Raw genomic sequence first — 17464 nt, forward strand, 5'->3', positions numbered from 1 at the left:
GGTGCGCGTCTCGATCATCCCCTGGTTCGCGGGAAAACCGTCTCATCCCTTCGTCCCGCTCGGTCGCGGGTCGGCCGGCGCGCGCAGCGAAGGTCAAGGGCGGTCAACGGCCGGCGCTCTGCGCGCACCCTTTACCGCAGCGAGCACGCTGGCAGGTTGGCGTAGAAGCGGAGTCGGATCGGCTCTGGCGCTGACGATCCTGCTGTTTTTGCCCGGCGTCGGGCCGGTCGCGGCATCGGCGCAGGATGTCTCCGCCGATCGCGCGCCGGCCCATCATCCCTATGCCGGATATGTCGCCGACGCCGCGCGGCGGTTCGGCATTCCCGAGGCGTGGATTTGGGCCGTGATGCGCGTCGAGAGCAACGGCGACGCGCGCGCGGTTTCGACGGCCGGCGCGATGGGGCTGATGCAGATCATGCCCGCGACTTGGGGCCGTCTGCGCGCACGCTACGGGTTCGGCGCCGACCCCTTCGACGTGCGCGACAACATCATGGCGGGGACGGCTTATCTGCGCGAGATGCACGACCGCTACGGCGATGCCACCGCGATGCTCGCAGCCTATAACGCCGGGACCGGACGCACCGACGATTACCTGTCGCGCGGCCGTCCACTGCCCGCTGAAACCCGCGCCTATCTCGGAAGGCTGGCGTCGATCACGGGCGGGGGCGGCGATACTCGGCTTGCCGCCGCGTCGCTTCCCGATCCGTTGGCCTGGCGTCGCGCCGCGCTGTTCGTGCGCGTGGCGAGTGCGCAGGATGCGATGTCCGGCGTCCAGTCCGGTGGCGGGTTCACGGCGTCCGCATCGGCGCCTGAGCCGCCGTCTGTCAGCCCCGCGACCGACAGCTCGCAGGCCGTTCCGCAGCGTGAAGCTGCTCCGGCCGACACGCTGTTCGTTCCCCGCGCCCGCGCGGGCCGACCGCAATGACCGGCGGCCTCCTTCGATCGTTTGCCCCCCTCGGTTTGAAGGGCGAAGGGGCAGGAAGAAGTCGGAGGGGACGAGGGCAAGATACAAGCCGCACCCCGTTTCGCCGAAAAGCCGAGGCTTTTCATGTGGCTAACGTGGGGGCGTCGGTCGGCGAGCGTGCCGCTCGGAAGGAAAAAGCTAGGCATTTCAACGCGCCGAACGGCACCACGGCCGGTTTTCGGCGGAAAGCGGCCCGACCATGAGCGACGAGCGCGAGTTTCGCGTTCGGCCGGGCAAGGCCAAGCGCAGCAAGGCGCAGGGCCGCAATGCCCGCGGGCTGGTCGCCGAGGTGCTGCGCGTCGCGGCAACGAGCGGCGGCAGCCAGCGCGGGGGCTGGGGCGGACCCAGCCGGCGCGGCCAATCGAGCTTCGGGAAGGGACGCACGGCGTTTGCGCGCAGTCGCCTGTTCGGCTCCGGCCGCCGCGTGCTGGTGAAGGCGCTGCCGGTGCGCCACCGCATCGGCGGCCGGCGCATGGCGCCGCTGTCCGCGCACATCGCCTATCTCAAGCGCGAAGGCGTGACCCGCGATGGCTCGCCGACGCGCATGTTCGACGCCGAGTCCGACCGCGCCGATGATCGCGCGTTTGCGGATCGGTGCAGGGACGACCGACATCATTTCCGCATCATCGTATCGCCCGAAGATGCGAGCGAGCTGACCGACCTTCGCGAATACACCCGCGACCTTGTGCGCCAGATGGAGGCGGACCTGGGAACGCGGCTCGATTGGGTCGCGGTCGATCACTGGAACACCGACAACCCGCACGTCCATCTGCTGGTGCGCGGGCAGACCGACCAGGGTGCCGATCTCGTCATGGCCCGCGACTATATCAGCCACGGCCTGCGCTCGCGCGCCGAGGAGCTGGCCTTCGCCGAGTTGGGGCCGAAGCCCGAGCATGAAATCAGCCAAGCGCTCGACCGCGAGGTAACGGCGGAGCGCTGGACCCGGCTCGACACCGAGATCGGCCGCGTTGCCGACGAGCTGGGCGTCATCGACCTGCGCCCGGAGCGACCAGGCCCGGACGATCCGTGGCTCCGCCGCCTGATGGTCGGGCGCTTGCAGCACCTTGAGACGATGGGGCTCGCCGCCGAGGGCGAGCCGGGCCAATGGGCGGTCGCCGAAGGCGCGCAGGCGAAGTTGCGCGAGCTAGCCGCGCGCGGCGACATCATCCGCACCATCGGCCACGCGCTCAAGGATCACGGACAAGACCGATCGCTCGACAGCTATGCGGTTCTGAGCGACACGCCCGAGAAGCCGATCGTGGGTCGGTTGATCGGCAAGGGGCTGCACGATGAACTGACCGGCGCCGCCTATGCCGTGATCGACGGCACGGACGGCCGCGCGCATCATGTCCGCTTGCCCGGCATCGAGGGGCTGGAGCACAGCCCCAAGCTCGGCGGCATCGTCGAGCTGCGCGCGGTCGGCAAGCCCGGCGAGCCGAAGCCGAGCCTGATCCTCGCAACGCGATCGGACCTCGACCTGTCGGCGCAGGTCAAGGCGCCCGGTGCGACCTGGCTGGACCATCGCCTGATCGAGCGCGGCGTGGGCGTCGCGGACGGCGGGTTCGGCGCCGAGGTGCGCCGCGCGATGGACGCGCGCACCGACCATCTGGTCAAGGAAGGGCTGGCGCGCCGGTTCGGCGAGCGAACGGTGTTCGAGCGCGGTCTGATCGACACGCTGCGGCGGCACGAGCTGGACTCGGTTGGCGCGAAGATCGCGGGCGAGACGGGCCTTGCCTATCGGCCGACGCAAGCGGGCGAGAAGATCGCCGGCGTCGTTCGCCAGCGGCTCGCGCTCGCGTCCGGCCGCTTCGCCCTGATCGACGATGGCCTCGGCTTCCGCCTCGTACCCTGGGCAAGCGCCCTCGAACAGCAGCTCGGCCGTCAGGTGTCCGGCGTGATCCGCGACGGCGGCGGGCTCGACCTGATGATGGGCCGCAAGCGCGGCCTCGGCCTCTAGCCAGCGCAAGGAGACAAGCATGTCCGCGACCAAGATATTGTGGGGCCAGGTCATCACCGTGTTCCTGATCGTGCTCGCCGGTGTGTGGGGCGCGACGCAGTGGACTGCGGCCGCGCTCGCCTATCAGCCCGAGCTTGGGCCGCCCTGGTTCATGGCTTTCGGCTGGCGGGTCTATCCGCCGCCGGCCTTCTTCTGGTGGTGGTTCTCGTTCGATGCCTATGCGCCAGCCATATTCCAGACCGGGGCATTCATCGCCGCGTCGGGCGGGTTCGTGTCGATCGCTGTCGCAATCGGCATGTCCGTGTGGCGCGCGCGCGAGCTGAAGAACGCGGAGACATACGGCTCGGCGCGCTGGGCCAGCGAGAAGGAAATTCGCGGCGCAGGGTTGCTGGGGCCGAACGGCGTCGTGCTCGGCAAGCTCGCGCGCGATTATCTGCGTCACGATGGCCCCGAGCATGTGCTGTGCTTCGCGCCGACGCGGAGCGGCAAAGGCGTCGGTCTGGTCGTGCCGTCGCTGCTGACCTGGCCGGGATCTGCGATCGTCCATGACATCAAGGGTGAGAACTGGCAGCTCACCGCCGGCTTCCGGTCGCGGCATGGGCGCGTGCTGCTGTTCGATCCGACCAACGCTGCATCAGCCGCCTACAATCCGTTGCTCGAAGTGCGGCGCGGCCAGTGGGAGGTGCGCGACGTGCAGAATGTCGCCGACGTGCTGGTCGATCCAGAAGGCAGTCTCGAGCGTCGAAACCACTGGGAAAAAACTTCGCACTCGCTGCTAGTCGGCGCGATCCTCCACGTCCTCTATGCCGAAGCCGACAAGACGCTGGCCGGCGTGGCGTCGATTCTCTCCGATCCGTCACGCACAATCGAGCAGACGCTAGCCGCGATGATGGCGACGCCGCACCTGGGTGAAGCGGGCGTGCATCCTGTCGTCGCCTCGGCCGCGCGCGAACTGCTGAACAAATCCGACAACGAGCGGTCAGGCGTGCTCTCGACCGCCATGTCGTTCCTCGGGCTCTATCGCGATCCTGTCGTGGCGCAGGTCACGCGGGCGTGCCATTGGCGCATATCGGATCTGGTCGAAGGCGAGACGCCGGCGACGCTCTATCTGGTCGTGCCGCCCAGCGACATCTCGCGGACCAAGCCGCTAATCCGCCTGATCCTCAACCAGATCGGACGCCGGCTGACCGAGGAGCTGACACCAAAGGGCAACCGCCAGCGCGTGCTCCTGATGCTTGACGAGTTCCCGGCTCTCGGCCGGCTCGACTTCTTCGAGTCCGCGCTGGCGTTCATGGCGGGCTATGGCTTGAAAGCGTTCCTGATCGCACAGTCGCTCAACCAGATCGAGAAGGCATACGGGCCGAACAACGCGATCCTCGACAACTGTCATGTCCGGGTGAGCTTCGCCACCAACGACGAGCGCACCGCCAAGCGCGTGTCGGACGCGCTCGGCACCGCGACCGAGATGCGGGCGATGAAGAACTACGCCGGGCATCGCCTGTCGCCGTGGCTGGGGCATTTGATGGTGTCGCGCTCCGAGACCGCTCGCCAGCTCCTCACGCCCGGCGAGGTGATGCAACTTCCGCCCGGCGACGAGATCGTGATGGTAGCGGGTGTCCATCCGATCCGCGCGAAGAAGGCGCGCTACTTTCAGGATCGCCGCCTGTCCGAGCGGATCATGGACGCGCCCAAACCGAGTGCGGGCGCGGCGCGGGCCGACGACTGGACCGGCCGTGCCGCCGCCGCCGATCCGGCCGACGTGGCGCGGATCGTGCGGGCGCAGGAGGACGCCGCCAATGGCGGGCTCCGCCGTGAACCCGAGCTGCCCGAGCATGTCGCCATCGCGCCGGAGGCATCACCACCGCCCGCGCAGGAGTTTGCAATCGTCGATGACGAGCAGGACGATGTGGCGCGGCAGGCGGCCGTCCGTCGCCGGATGCAGGGGCTCGCACGTCAAGCGTCGCTCGCCCCCGGCGACGGCATCGAGTTGTAGGCAGCGGTCATGCGCGTTCGGCTCAACGTCTATTTTCCGCCCATGCTCGCCAAGCAGATCGACGAGTTGGCGATCCGGCGACGCATCTCGCGATCGGCGATCGTGGAGGCGGCGGTCACGTCCTATCTGTCGCCGGACGGCGCAGATCGGATGGAGGCGGCATTTGCCCGGCGGCTCGACCGCCTATCGCGCCAGGTCCAGCGGCTTGAACGCAATACGGGCCTTTCGACAGAGGCGTTGGCACTGTTTGTTCGCTTCTGGCTGTCGGTGACGCCGCCGCTGCCGGACGAGGATCAAGCCGCCGCCCAAGTGAAGGGTCGCAAGCGCTATGAGGGCTTCGTCGAAACGCTCGGCCGGCGCTATGCGAGCGGCAAGAGCCTGCTCGACGAGATCCCCGAAGATGTGCGGCCCAAATCCGCGACCGATTCGGAGTAAACGCGGGCCGATTGCAGGAACGGCCAGCGGGCCGATCCGCCATCGGTAAGTTTCTGCCGCCGCCTCTACTACGCCTTCAGCTATCTGTTGCTTAGGCCCCGTTTCTGCCTCTCTTGATGTGCCCCGACAGCCGGGCGGCGGTTCGCCCGGCCCTTATGAGGGGCCAGTTCCTTGACCGTTCACCCGATCCGATCCGAGGCGAAGTCACGCGGCGCGAGAATGCTGCGGACGGCTCTCGGATCGTCGATTGCAGCCTGGCTCGACGATCCGGCTGTGATCGAGGTCATGTTGAACCCAGACGGGCGGCTGTGGGTCGATCGCCTCGGCGACGGGATCAGCGACACCGGCGAGCTGCTGTGCGCCGCCGATGGCGAACGCATCGTCCGCCTAGTTGCGCATCATGTCGGCGTCGAAGTTCACGCCAAGTCCCCGCGCGTTTCGGCCGAATTGCCCGAAGGTGGTGAACGGTTCGAGGGACTGCTTCCGCCTGTCGTCGCAGCCCCGGCTTTCGCGATCCGTAAGCCCGCCGTCGCGGTGTTCACGCTCGACGATTATGGGGCGGCCGGGATCATGTCGGCGGCCGAGGCGGCGGCGCTGCGCGATGGTGTTGCGGCCCGCGCCAACATCCTGGTCGCGGGCGGCACCGGCAGCGGCAAGACCACCCTGGTCAACGCGCTCTTGGCCGAGGTCGCCAAGACCGCCGACCGTATCGTCTTGATCGAAGATACGCGCGAGCTGCAATGCGCCGCGCCCAACCTCGTCGCCATGCGGACCAAGGATGGCGTCGTTTCGCTTTCCGATCTCGTCCGGTCCTCGCTCCGCCTGCGGCCCGATCGCATCCCGATCGGCGAGGTGCGCGGCGCTGAAGCGCTCGACCTGCTTAAAGCCTGGGGGACCGGGCACCCCGGCGGCATTGGCACCATCCACGCTGGAACCGCGCTCGGCGCGCTGCGCCGTATGGAACAGCTCATTCAGGAAGCCGTCGTCACGGTCCCCCGCGCGCTGCTCGCCGAGACCATCGACCTGATCGCCGTCCTGGTCCGCGATGGGCATGGCCGCCGTCTCGCCGAGCTGGCGCGTGTCGAGGGGCTGGACCCCATCACCGGCGACTACCGCATCGCTTCGCTTTCCCAACCCCAGCCAGGAGACGTCAAATGATCCATGCCCTTCGGCATGGCGCACACCGCGCCATGCTCGCCGCCACCGCCAGCGTGATCGCGCTGACTGCTGCTGTTCCCGCTTATGCGTCGGGATCATCGATGCCGTGGGAAGCGCCCCTTCAATCCATCCTCCAATCGATCGAGGGGCCGGTCGCAAAGATTATCGCGGTCATCATCATCATCGTGACCGGCCTGACCCTCGCGTTCGGCGACACATCGGGCGGCTTCCGGCGGCTGATCCAGATCGTGTTCGGCCTGTCGATCGCCTTCGCCGCGTCGAGCTTCTTCCTGTCGTTCTTCAGCTTCGGCGGCGGGGCGCTCGTCTGATGGAAGCGAGCGAGCCGATCGCGGGCTTCTCCGCTCCCGTCCACCGGGCGCTGACCGAGCCGATATTGCTCGGCGGCGCACCGCGGGCGCTCGCCATCGTCAACGGGACGCTGGCGGGCGCGATCGGTCTCGGCCTGCGTCTCTGGATCGCGGGCCTCGTCATCTGGGCGATCGGCCATGCGCTCTCGGTCTGGGCTGCGCGCCGCGACCCGCAGTTCGTGGACGTCGCCCGCCGCCACCTCCGTTACCCGACATGGATGCAGCCATGATGAGCCTTCGCGAATACCGTGGGCATGCGGCCCATCTCGCCGACTTCCTGCCTTGGGCCGCACTGGTCGGCGCGGGCGTTGTTCTGAACAAGGACGGCAGCTTTCAGCGCACAGCCCGTTTCCGCGGCCCCGATCTCGACAGCGCCACGCCGGCCGAGCTGGTCGCCACGACCGCACGACTGAACAGCGCGCTGCGCCGGCTCGGATCAGGCTGGGCGATCTTCGTCGAAGCCCAGCGCACACCCGCGCTCGACTACCCGGAGTCGGAATTTCCCGATCCCGTCTCAGCGCTGGTCGATCTGGAGCGGCGCGAACAGTTCAGCGAGGAGGGCGCACACTTCGAGAGCCTCTATTTCCTGACGTTGCTGTGGATGCCGCCGGCCGAGGAAAGGGCACGCGCCGAAGGCTGGCTCTATGAAGGGAAGTCCACCAACGGCGTCGATCCGTGGGAGCTGCTCAAGGGCTTCACCGATCGCAGCGACCGTGTGCTGAATCTGGTCGAGGGCTTCGTGCCCGAAGTCCGCTGGCTCGATGACGCCGAGACGCTGACCTACCTGCACAGCACCATTTCTACCCGACGCCAGCGTGTGCGTGTTCCCGAAACGCCCATGCACCTCGACGCGCTGCTCGCCGACGAGCCGCTGACGGGCGGGCTGGAGCCGCGCCTGGGCGACCATCACCTCCGCACACTCACCATCGTCGGATTCCCGAGCGTCACATTCCCCGGTCTGCTCGACGAACTGAACCGGCTCGCCTTCGAGTATCGCTGGTCCACCCGCGCGGTCATGCTCGACAAGACCGATGCGACCAGGCTGCTGACCAAGATCCGGCGGCAATGGTTCGCCAAGCGCAAGTCGGTCGCCGCCATATTGAAAGAGGTGATGACCAACGAGGCATCGACGCTGCTCGACAGCGACGCCTCTAACAAGGCGGCCGATGCCGACATCGCTCTGCAGGAGCTGGGCGCCGACTATGCCGGCATGGCTTATGTCACCGCGACGGTGACGGTGTGGGACCGCGATCCCGCCATTGCCGCCGAAAAGCTGCGGCTCGCCGAGAAGGTCATCCAGGGCCGCGACTTCACGGTCATCCCCGAGGGCATGAACGCGATCGAGGCGTGGCTGGGAAGCCTCCCCGGTCACACTTACGCCAACGTCCGCCAGCCCCCGATCTCCACTATCAATCTCGCCCACCTGATCCCCCTGTCAGCAGTATGGGCGGGGCCGGAACGGGACGAGCATTTTGGTGCTCCCCCCTTGCTCTATGGCAAGACCGAAGGCTCGACCCCGTTCCGGTTTTCCCTTCACGTCGGCGACGTCGGCCACATGCTGATCGTCGGTCCGACCGGCGCGGGCAAATCCGTGCTGCTTGCGCTGATGGCGATGCAGTTCCGCCGCTATGGGCGTGCGCAGGTCTTCGCCTTCGACTTCGGCGGTTCGATCCGCGCCGCCGCGCTCGGCATGGGCGGCGACTGGCAGGATTTGGGCGGGACGCTCGCCGACGAGGCCGGCGACGGCGTGCAGCTCCAGCCGCTCGCCCATATCGACGCGCCTGCCGAGCGGGCATGGGCGGCCGAATGGCTGGCGGCGATCTTCGCGTCCGAGGGCGTCGCGGTCGATCCGCAGGCCAAGGAGCATATCTGGTCGGCGCTTGGTTCGCTGGCGTCGGCGCCGATCGGCGAACGCACGCTCACGGGTCTTGCTGTCCTGCTACAATCGCAGCAGCTCAAGCAAGCGCTCGCCTCCTACTGCATCGGCGGGCCGTGGGGCCGGCTGCTCGACGCCGAAGCTGAACGGCTCGGCGAAGCCTCGGTGCAGGCGTTCGAGACCGAGGGCCTGGTCGGCGCCGGCTCGGCCGCAGCCGTCCTGTCCTACCTGTTCCACCGGATCGAAGGCCGGCTCGACGGCTCGCCAACGCTCATCATCATCGACGAAGGCTGGCTGGTACTCGACAGCCCGGACTTCGCCGCCCAGCTCCGCGAATGGCTGAAGACGCTCAGGAAGAAGAACGCCAGCGTCATCTTCGCCACCCAGAGCCTCGCTGACATCGAAACGTCGAGCATCGCCCCGGCCATCATCGAAAGCTGCCCGACGCGTATCTTCCTGCCCAACGAACGCGCGGCCGAGCCGCAGATCGCGGCCATCTATGAGCGCTTCGGCCTCAATGTCCGCCAGATCGAAATCCTCAGTCGGGCGACGCCGAAGCGCGACTATTACTGCCAGTCACGGCGGGGAAATCGCCTGTTCGAGCTGGGCTTGGGCGAGGTCGCGCTGGCCTTCGCCGCCGCGTCCTCGAAAACCGACCAGCTCCGCATCGCCGAATTGATCGAAACCCACGGGCAATCCGCTTTCGCGGCCGAATGGCTGCGCCATCGCGGCTCTGCCTGGGCCGTCGAGCTTCTTCCCCCCGATCCTCGGCATCAACCTCAGCAGGAGTTACCGCTATGACCAGAATGAATCTTCGCCCCGCCGTCCTGGCCGGCGTGCTCGCTGCCACGGCCATCGCGCCGGTGGCCGCTCCGATGCCGGCTTACGCGCAGTTCGGTTTTGGTGGGATCGTCTATGACCCGACCAATTATGCGCAGAACGTGCTGACGGCGGCTCGCTCGCTCCAACAGATCAACAACCAGATCCAGCAAATCCAGCAGCAGGCGACGAGCCTCATCAACGAGGCGAAGAACCTTGCCTCGCTGCCGTTCAGCCAGCTCCAGCAGTTGCAGCAGCAGGTTCAGCGTACCCAGCAGTTTCTCGGCCAGGCGCAGCGCATCGCCTATGATGTGCAGAACATCCAGCAGGCGTTCACCAGCCGCTACACCGGCTCGGCGCTGACCGGCACGCAGGCGCAGATGGTCGCCAACGCGAATGCGCGTTGGCAGGATAGTGTCGGCGCGTTCGAGGACTCGCTGAAGGTACAGGCGGGTGTCGTCGGCAACATCGACGGCGCGCGCACGACGATGACCGGCCTGGTCTCGGCCAGTCAGTCGGCGACCGGCGCGCTTCAGGCCGCGCAGGCTGGCAATCAGCTTCTCGCGCTGCAATCGCAGCAGCTCGCCGACCTGACCGCCGCCGTCGCGGCGCAGGGCCGCGCGCAAGCGCTCGAATCCGCGCGGCATACGGCCGAGGAGGCGGAGGGCCGCGAACGGTTCCGCCGCTTCATGGGCAACTGAGGATCGCGTCCGATGCTGCACGCATCCTCGCGCACGGCCAAGATCGCGGGCGTCGCCGCGCTGGCGGGCTTGATGATGGCGGTGGCGATCGTCGCCGCCGTCCACAAGCCTGAACCCGCACAAGCCCCGCCCGTCGCCGTGCGCGGGGAGGCGCGCCAGGACCGGCTCGCCCGCGAACTCGAACGCTGCGCGACGCTCACCATGCCAGACTCGGGCTGCGAAGCGGCCTGGGCCGAGAACCGCCGCCGCTTCTTCCGTCAAGATGCTCCCACGCCCGCGGTGGATGCCAGCAAACCCGCAGCTCCCGCAACCGAGACCCCCGCGCCATGAACGACACCAGCGTCATCGACACGTTCCTCAATGTCTTCACCCGCTACATCGACAGCGGGTTCGGCCTGCTCGGCGGCGAGGTCAGCTTCCTCTCGACCACATTGATCGCCATCGACGTGACGCTCGCCGGGCTGTTCTGGGCCTGGGGCGCCGACGAGGACGTGCTTCAGCGCCTCGTCAAGAAGACGCTCTACATCGGCGTCTTCGCGTTCATCATCGGCAATTTCTCCAACCTCGCCAACATCGTGTTCCAGTCCTTCGCCGGCCTCGGCCTCAAGGCGAGCGGCGGGGCGATGTCGCTGGGCGATTTCATGAAACCCGGCACGATCGCGGCGACAGGGTTGCAAGCCGCCAAGCCGCTGATGGATGCGGCAGGGCAATTCTCGAACCTGTGGGCGGTGTTCTCGAACCTCGCTTTGATCCTCGTGCTGTTGCTCGCCTGGGTCATTGTGGTGCTCGCCTTCTTCATCATCGCGGTGCAGGTCTTCATCACGCTGATCGAGTTCAAGCTGGTGACGCTGGCCGGCTTCGTGCTGCTGCCCTTCGCCTTCTTCAACAAGACCGCCTTCATGGCCGAACGTGTGCTCGGCCATATCGTCTCCACGGGCATCAAGGTGCTGGTGCTCGCGGTCATCACCGGCATCGGCACGACGCTGTTCAGCCAGTTCACTAGCGCAAACCTCGGCACGGCGCCCGACATCAATCAGGTCATGGCGATCGCGCTCGCTGCCCTGTCGCTGTTCGGCCTCGCCATCTTCGGCCCCGGTATCGCCAACGGCATCGTCTCGGGTGGTCCCGCACTTGGCGCGGGCGCCGCGGCCGGAACCGCGCTTGCCGCCGGCGGGGCGCTCGTCGGTGGCGCAGCCGCCGCCCGTCTTGGGGTCGGGGCGGCTGCCGGCGTGATCGGCGGCGCTGCCAGAGGTGGTGCGTTCGCATCGGGTGCGGCGAGCAGCGCCTATGCGCTCGGCTCAGCTGGCAAGACCGGCGGAGCGGCGGTTGCGGGCGGTGCGGCGGGCGTTGGCCGAGCGACCGCAGGCGCGGCCATGTCGCCGCTTCGCAAGGCCGCAGCATCCCTAAAAGATAGCTATCGCTCGGGCGGCCGCGCGGCCGTGACCGCAACGGGCGGCACGATCTCGGGGGGCACGTCGTCGCCCGCGCCGTCGGCTGATGGGCCGCCCACCTGGGCAGCGAACATGAAACGCCGCCAGACCATGACCCACGGCGCCACCGTCGCCGCCCACACGCTGCGCTCCGGCGACGGTGGCGGCAGCGGTGCGTCCGTCGACCTCAGCCAGAAGGACTAACCGCCCATGTTCCGACGCCCAACCATCCGCTACGGCCAGACCCCCGAGCCGATCACACCCTATCAGCGCGCCGCCCAAGCCTGGGACGACAGGATCGGCTCGGCCCGCGTGCAGGCGAAGAACTGGCGGCTCGCCTTCTTCGGCGCGTTGGCGCTCTCGGGCGGACTTGCAGGGGGCCTCGTCTGGCAATCCGCGCGAGGCCATATCGTGCCGTGGGTCGTGCAGGTCGACAAGCTCGGCGAGGCACAAGCCGTCGCGCCTGCAGAGGCCGACTATCGTCCGACCGATCCGCAGATCGCGTTTCATCTCGCGCGCTTCATCGAGCAGGTGCGCAGCATCCCTGCCGATCCGATCATCGTCCGCCAGAATTGGCTTCGCGCCTACGACTTCACCACCGACAAAGGCGCGCTGTTCCTCAACGACTATGCACGGGCGAACGACCCCTTCGCTCAGATCGGCAAGGTCCAGGTCGCGGTGGACGTGTCGAGCGTGATCCGTGCTTCGCCCGACAGCTTCCGGGTGGCCTGGACCGAACGGCGCTATCAGGACGGCAGCCTTGCCGCCACCGAGCGCTGGTCGGCCATCCTCACCGTTGTTTTCGTGGCCCCGCGCACGCCCGACGCCCTGCGCAAGAACCCGCTCGGGGTCTTCGTCAACGCCCTCAACTGGTCAAAGGAGCTGTCGCAATGAGACGCCCAATGCTTCGTCGCGCCGCCTCGGCGGTCCTGCTCGCCACAACCTCCGTGCTCGCCGCTTGCGCCACCACGTCAGCCAAGCCGCCGGCCATAGCCTATGACAATCCGCCGCCGGCCGAGATCGCGGCCACTCCGGCGCCCGAGCCGCCCAAGCCGGTCGAGGTGGTGGCGATCCCCGAGCCGCTGCCGCTTCCCGGCCAGTTGAAGCCAGTCGGCGAAAGCCCGCGTCCGCCGGAATCCGCCGATCCGCGCAACCGTGTCGGCGCGGCTAACGCGGCTGCCCGCATGCAGCCGGTGCGCGACGGCTTCCTCAATGCGATCCAGCAATATCCGTGGACGGACGGTGCGCTCTATCAGGTCTATGCCGCGCCCGGCCAGGTGACGGACATCGCGCTTCAGGAAGGCGAGCAGCTCGTCGGGGCCGGGCCGGTTGCGGCGGGCGATACCGTGCGCTGGATCATCGGCGATACGACCAGCGGCGCGGGCGCGACAGCTCGGGTGCATATCCTCGTTAAACCAACCCGGCCCGACCTTTCGACCAACCTCGTCATCAACACCGACCGGCGCACCTATCATTTGGAACTGCGCGCGGGTGCAGCAACCTACATGGCGTCGGTGAGCTGGACCTATCCGCGAGATGCGCTGATCGCCTTGCAGGGCCGCAACGCTGCTGCCGCAGCCACCGTGCCGGTCGCGGCTGGCGTGGACCTGACAGCGCTCAATTTCCACTATCGGATCGATGGCGATCGTGCGCCGTGGCGGCCGGCCCGTGCGTTCGATGATGGTCGGCAGGTGTTTATCGAATTTCCGGCGGGGATCTCGCAGGGCGAGATGCCGCCGCTGTTCGTGACCGGTGCGGCCGGCGACGCCGAACTGGTCAATTACCGCGTGCAGGGCCGTTACATGGTTGTCGATCGCCTGTTCGCCGCCGCCGAGCTGCGCCTGGGCGACAAGCGCAGCGAGCAGCGCGTGCGGATCGTGCGCGACGATGGCCGGGAGCGGCGCTGATGAGCGATCCTTCCGACATTCCCGCCGCCGAAGCGGTCGCGGCTCCGGCCGACCGCCAGGCCTTCCAGCTCCGGGGCGATCCGCCGCGCGTCATGCGGCTTTCGCGAAAGGCGCTGGCTATGGTGGGCATCGCCGCCGGTCTCGGCATCGGCGGCTCGCTGATCTATGCCTTGCGGTCAGTCGGTCCGCACGAAGCGAAGGAACTCTACAACACCGACAGTCGCGCGGGCGAGGCGATCACATCCGGTCCCAAGGATTACGGCCAGGCTCCAAAGCTCGGGCCGCCGCTCCCGGGTGATCTCGGTCGTCCGATTGTGTCCGCGCAGCAGCGCGGGGAGGCTGTTCCCGTGCCGCCGATCGGCGCGCAAGCCGGTCAGCCCGATGCCGCCGCCCGAGCCGAGGAAGCAGCGCGCCAGCGCATCAGCCAAGAGCGTGACGCAGCGCGGACCAGTTCGGTCTTCCTGGGCGGCCGCACGGCCACCGTAGCCGGAGCGGCAGCGCAGCCCATCGCCGCCGTGCCATCGGACGCGCCGGCCCCCGCACAGCAGGCCGCCAGCCAGGGCGACCAGGCCGCAAAGCGGGCCTTCATGGCGCAGGCGTCCAACCAGCGCACGGTCAGCGTCGAGCGGCTGACCGCTCCGGCATCACCCAACATCGTCCAGGCTGGCAGTATCATCCCGGCCGCGCTCATCACCGGCATCCGGTCGGACCTTCCCGGCCAGATCACCGCTCAGGTGACGCAGAACGTCTATGACAGCATCACCGGCCGAATCCTGCTCATCCCGCAAGGCGCACGGCTGATCGGCGAATATGATAGTCAGATCACCGCCGGGCAGACCCGCGTGCTGCTCGCCTGGGATCGGCTGATCCTGCCGGATGGCCGCTCGATCGTTCTCGAACGCCAGCCAAGCGCTGATGCCGCCGGATATGCAGGCTTGCAGGATCGCGTCGACCAGCATTGGGGCAACATGCTCAAGGCCGCCGCGATCTCCACCCTGCTCGGCATCGGGGCCGAGATGACGACGAACAACAACAACTCGCTGGTGCAGGCGCTTCGCTACGGGACGCAGGATACCGTCAATCAGACAGGGCAGCAGATCGTGCGCCGCCAACTCGGCGTGCCGCCGACGCTCACCATCCGGCCGGGCTATCCCCTTCGCATTGTCATCACCCGCGATCTTGTCCTCGAACCCATCGGAGGAACGCGATGACCAAGTTGAAGCTGGGGCCGCTGGCCGACGACAGGCCGATCAAGCTCACGATAGAGTTGCCGGCTGCCGTGCATCGTGACTTGCAAGCCTATGCCGCGGCGCTGGCGGCCGAGACAGGCGGCTCGCCTGCCGCACCCGAAAAGCTGATCGGGCCGATGGTCACGCGGTTCATGGACACAGATCGCGGTTTTCGGCGGCGGCGCGCAAAAAGCGATTGAAGCTTGCGGGCCTCAGTGGCCCATGAATTTCTTGAAGCGATCCCGACCCTCGGCTTCCGTCACCGCCTGCTGGGCGTTGGCGCATTCGTCGCCGCGCACCGAGCCGTCTCGGCATCCGGCGACCACGCGCCGCGCTTCATCGAGGTTGGCGGTGAAATACTGCATCCCACGCGCCGCCCCTGGTTCGGCGATCACGGGGGCAGGACTGACGGCCATCGCCGACGTGGCAGGCGGCATGATGATCGGACGCAGCACGAATCCCGCGCCAAATCCGATGGCGAGCATGGCGAGAGCGACGATGAATATCTTTCCTTGCATCATGATGTTTAGCTCCCAAGCGAATATTATTCCGCCGGATTCTCCGAGATGTTGAAGGATAGCGCGTAGCGGGTCTTTATGAAATGGAGGAAGCGCCGAAGTGCGGGATTACTATTGTCGTCGTGCCAGTATCCCGAATATCCGATCAGCATCGGCCCTTGCTCGGCATGAACGGGCCGATAAACCACGTCGGGATAGCGCGCCCCGGTGCTACCTTCGCAGACAATGGTGAGGCCAAGTCCATCGCCTAGCAGGTTCAAGATTGTCTCGCGGCTGCATTGGTGCATTCTGACGTTTGCTTGCATTCCTAAGACGGACAAGCGGCCGAGTAGCATGTGGCGGATTTCCGGGCCGGGGTCCGTTGCGGGGAGAAGAAAACGCTCACCGCGCAGATCGGTCCAATGCACTGTCTCGCGTTCGGCCAAGGGATGGCTGGCAGGTAATGCGACCAGTACGCGCTCGCTCCAGAACGGCTCACGTCGATAGCCGTCGTGGTCCGCTTCCCCCGCCAGAATGGCGATATCTATCTCCCCAATATCAAGGCCAGCAAGCAGGACGGCTCGTTCTGCTTCTACTCCATCCAAGTCGACGTCTGGATGAGCACCGCGCCAGCCAATCACAGTGGCCCGCAGATTACCGGCCGACAATGAACAATAATGTCCGATCATCAACCCGCCAGCGCGACCCTGACCAGCGGCGCGCGTCACGGCGATCAGTTTATCTGCACCAGCGACCATCGGCCTGGCGCCCCGAATAAAGTCTTTTCCTGCGATGGTTGCGCTAACTCCCGAGCGAGACCGCTCAAAAATCTGGACTCCGATTACTCGCTCTAACCTGGCGACGTTTCGACTCAGCGTGGATTGTTCCACGCCCAATGCCCGCGCTGCTTTGTAGAAGCTACCATGATCGGCGGCGGCGATGGCATGGCGGAGCAGGCGGATATCGAAGGGCATTCATTTGCTGCCAGATTCGATAATATTGGGGCGAGGACATATCTCCAGATATCTCCCCGCCCCGCTCGCCAGCGGTTTGTTCTTATTGCTAGCGAGCCCTGACCGTCCAGCTTTCCTCTGGGGGCGAGGAGATGGCAATAGGCGGTCGGTCAATGTTTCGATGTGGTTTAGACGATCAGCGCGCATTTCAGTGCTTTCGTAGCTCATCAATGCTTTTATGAGTGTCCGGCGTGGGGGCAGCCATTTTGCGTTTCCCGCGCAGCACATCGATTTCATCCTGCCGGCGTCGCAGATAATATTCGCGCGCTGTGACATAGGGTTGTGCCTGTGCTCGTTGCTCGCGAAGATCTGCGTCAAACCGGATGCGCCGGTCGAGCGCCCGCGGCACACCGGTCCCTGCGCTGTAGGCCAATCGGTTAAACGGAACGCCGATGGCGGTGGGCAGCACCATGCGATCCATCAGGCCGCCAATCAGGTCCCGGACTGTCGTCGGCCCAACCACTGGCAAAAACAGAAATGCTCCGGGCTTCACGCCATAGAATCCGAAGCTATCGGCGAACCCATTGGGACGATGCGGGAGGCGGAACGGTTTTCGCTTGGCAATATCGAATAGGCCCGCCGCGCCAAGCGTCGTGTTGACCGCGAAGCGGCCGACGGTCTCGGCGGCCTTGCCGACCTTGTGCTGGATCAGGAAATTCAAAAAAACGACAGGTTCGTCGAGATTGGCGAACGCGTTGTGCAGGCCATCACGTATTGGTCCAGGGACGATATGCCGATAGCCCATGGCCACTGGCGCCACCACGGCATGATCGACAGACTGCGTGATTTCAAACGACTTGAGGTTGGCTGGTTCCAGCGGGTCGACGTGGGCTGAGCGCGACGAGGCTGTGACGACAATTGTGTCTTTTGCGTCCGCTGTACCATTCTGGCTTGATGCGTCCTGGCTTGCTGGGCCTTCTTGCTCAACGGGAGACTGTGGGGCCGATGGCGCCAGTTCGAACGCCGGTGGCGTGATGGCGGGCCGTGTCGCGTCTGATGCGGGGCGCGCTACGGCCGAATTTGGCTGCGCCGGCACCGACGCGACTTGATCTGGTCCGAGAAATGGCGGCGGTGAAGAAACTTCGCTCGCGACCGAGGCAAGGAGCAAGCACAGCAT

General features: G+C 66.7%; 18 protein-coding genes. 15 read left to right on the forward strand and 3 right to left on the reverse strand.

Going from position 1 to position 17464, the window contains the following annotated elements; all coding sequences use genetic code 11:
- Window position 1 precedes the first annotated feature (1 nt).
- The 15 genes from CA234_RS07545 to CA234_RS07615 all read left to right on the forward strand — a co-directional run bounded on the left by CA234_RS07545 (window position 2) and on the right by CA234_RS07615 (window position 15037).
- On the forward strand, window positions 2-925 hold the full coding sequence (locus CA234_RS07545; protein WP_086129738.1) for a lytic transglycosylase domain-containing protein: 924 nt from the start codon (window positions 2-4) through the stop codon (window positions 923-925).
- Between the two features lie 238 nt (window positions 926-1163).
- Entirely contained in the window at window positions 1164-2921 is a 1758-nt protein-coding gene (locus tag CA234_RS07550) for a DUF3363 domain-containing protein (RefSeq protein ID WP_086129739.1), read from the forward strand.
- Between the two features lie 19 nt (window positions 2922-2940).
- Entirely contained in the window at window positions 2941-4914 is a 1974-nt protein-coding gene (locus CA234_RS07555; protein ID WP_086129740.1) for a conjugal transfer protein TraG, read from the forward strand.
- Between the two features lie 9 nt (window positions 4915-4923).
- Entirely contained in the window at window positions 4924-5349 is a 426-nt protein-coding gene (locus CA234_RS07560; RefSeq protein ID WP_086129741.1) for a CopG family transcriptional regulator, read from the forward strand.
- Window positions 5350-5520: 171 nt separating this feature from the next.
- Window positions 5521-6507, forward strand: coding sequence for a P-type conjugative transfer ATPase TrbB (trbB, locus tag CA234_RS07565; protein WP_086129742.1), 987 nt, complete (start codon window positions 5521-5523; stop codon window positions 6505-6507).
- Window positions 6504-6836: a TrbC/VirB2 family protein gene (locus tag CA234_RS07570; RefSeq protein ID WP_086129743.1), complete on the forward strand. Its 333-nt coding sequence runs from the start codon at window positions 6504-6506 to the stop codon at window positions 6834-6836. Before trbB ends, CA234_RS07570 begins: the two co-directional genes overlap by 4 nt.
- Window positions 6836-7105 carry a VirB3 family type IV secretion system protein gene (locus CA234_RS07575; RefSeq protein WP_086129744.1) on the forward strand — a complete coding sequence of 90 codons (270 nt, stop codon included), beginning with the start codon at window positions 6836-6838 and terminating at the stop codon, window positions 7103-7105. Before CA234_RS07570 ends, CA234_RS07575 begins: the two co-directional genes overlap by 1 nt.
- Entirely contained in the window at window positions 7102-9552 is a 2451-nt protein-coding gene (gene trbE / locus CA234_RS07580) for a conjugal transfer protein TrbE (RefSeq protein ID WP_086130083.1), read from the forward strand. The genes CA234_RS07575 and trbE overlap by 4 nt, the downstream gene beginning before the upstream one ends.
- Window positions 9549-10271 (forward strand): P-type conjugative transfer protein TrbJ, encoded by a 723-nt coding sequence (trbJ, locus tag CA234_RS07585; protein ID WP_086129745.1) that lies wholly within the window; start codon window positions 9549-9551, stop codon window positions 10269-10271. The genes trbE and trbJ overlap by 4 nt, the downstream gene beginning before the upstream one ends.
- A gap of 12 nt (window positions 10272-10283) precedes the next feature.
- Complete coding sequence (gene trbK-alt / locus CA234_RS07590; protein ID WP_086129746.1) at window positions 10284-10601, forward strand: putative entry exclusion protein TrbK-alt; 318 nt, start codon at window positions 10284-10286, stop codon at window positions 10599-10601.
- Window positions 10598-11905: a P-type conjugative transfer protein TrbL gene (gene trbL / locus CA234_RS07595; protein ID WP_086129747.1), complete on the forward strand. Its 1308-nt coding sequence runs from the start codon at window positions 10598-10600 to the stop codon at window positions 11903-11905. Before trbK-alt ends, trbL begins: the two co-directional genes overlap by 4 nt.
- A gap of 6 nt (window positions 11906-11911) precedes the next feature.
- Entirely contained in the window at window positions 11912-12595 is a 684-nt protein-coding gene (gene trbF, locus CA234_RS07600; protein ID WP_086129748.1) for a conjugal transfer protein TrbF, read from the forward strand.
- Window positions 12592-13608 (forward strand): P-type conjugative transfer protein TrbG, encoded by a 1017-nt coding sequence (gene trbG, locus CA234_RS07605; RefSeq protein WP_086129749.1) that lies wholly within the window; start codon window positions 12592-12594, stop codon window positions 13606-13608. The genes trbF and trbG overlap by 4 nt, the downstream gene beginning before the upstream one ends.
- Complete coding sequence (locus CA234_RS07610; RefSeq protein WP_086129750.1) at window positions 13608-14819, forward strand: TrbI/VirB10 family protein; 1212 nt, start codon at window positions 13608-13610, stop codon at window positions 14817-14819. Before trbG ends, CA234_RS07610 begins: the two co-directional genes overlap by 1 nt.
- The gene (locus CA234_RS07615) at window positions 14816-15037 is read left to right on the forward strand and encodes a DUF2274 domain-containing protein (protein WP_086129751.1); all 222 of its coding nucleotides are present in this window, start codon (window positions 14816-14818) and stop codon (window positions 15035-15037) included. The genes CA234_RS07610 and CA234_RS07615 overlap by 4 nt, the downstream gene beginning before the upstream one ends.
- Before the next feature lie 12 nt (window positions 15038-15049).
- On the opposite strand, the gene CA234_RS07620 is transcribed toward CA234_RS07615, so the two are convergent.
- From CA234_RS07620 to CA234_RS07630, 3 genes are all read right to left on the reverse strand, one after another.
- Window positions 15050-15358, reverse strand: a complete 309-nt coding sequence (locus CA234_RS07620; RefSeq protein ID WP_086129752.1) for a hypothetical protein — start codon at window positions 15356-15358, stop codon at window positions 15050-15052.
- A gap of 23 nt (window positions 15359-15381) precedes the next feature.
- A complete protein-coding gene (locus tag CA234_RS07625; RefSeq protein ID WP_086129753.1) occupies window positions 15382-16308 on the reverse strand; it encodes a LysR family transcriptional regulator in 927 nt (308 codons plus the stop codon).
- A gap of 187 nt (window positions 16309-16495) precedes the next feature.
- Window positions 16496-17464 carry a VacJ family lipoprotein gene (locus CA234_RS07630; RefSeq protein WP_086129754.1) on the reverse strand — a complete coding sequence of 323 codons (969 nt, stop codon included), beginning with the start codon at window positions 17462-17464 and terminating at the stop codon, window positions 16496-16498.

Source organism: Sphingomonas sp. ABOLE (assembly GCF_003950455.1).
Taxonomy (GTDB): Bacteria; Pseudomonadota; Alphaproteobacteria; order Sphingomonadales; family Sphingomonadaceae; genus Sphingomonas; species Sphingomonas trueperi.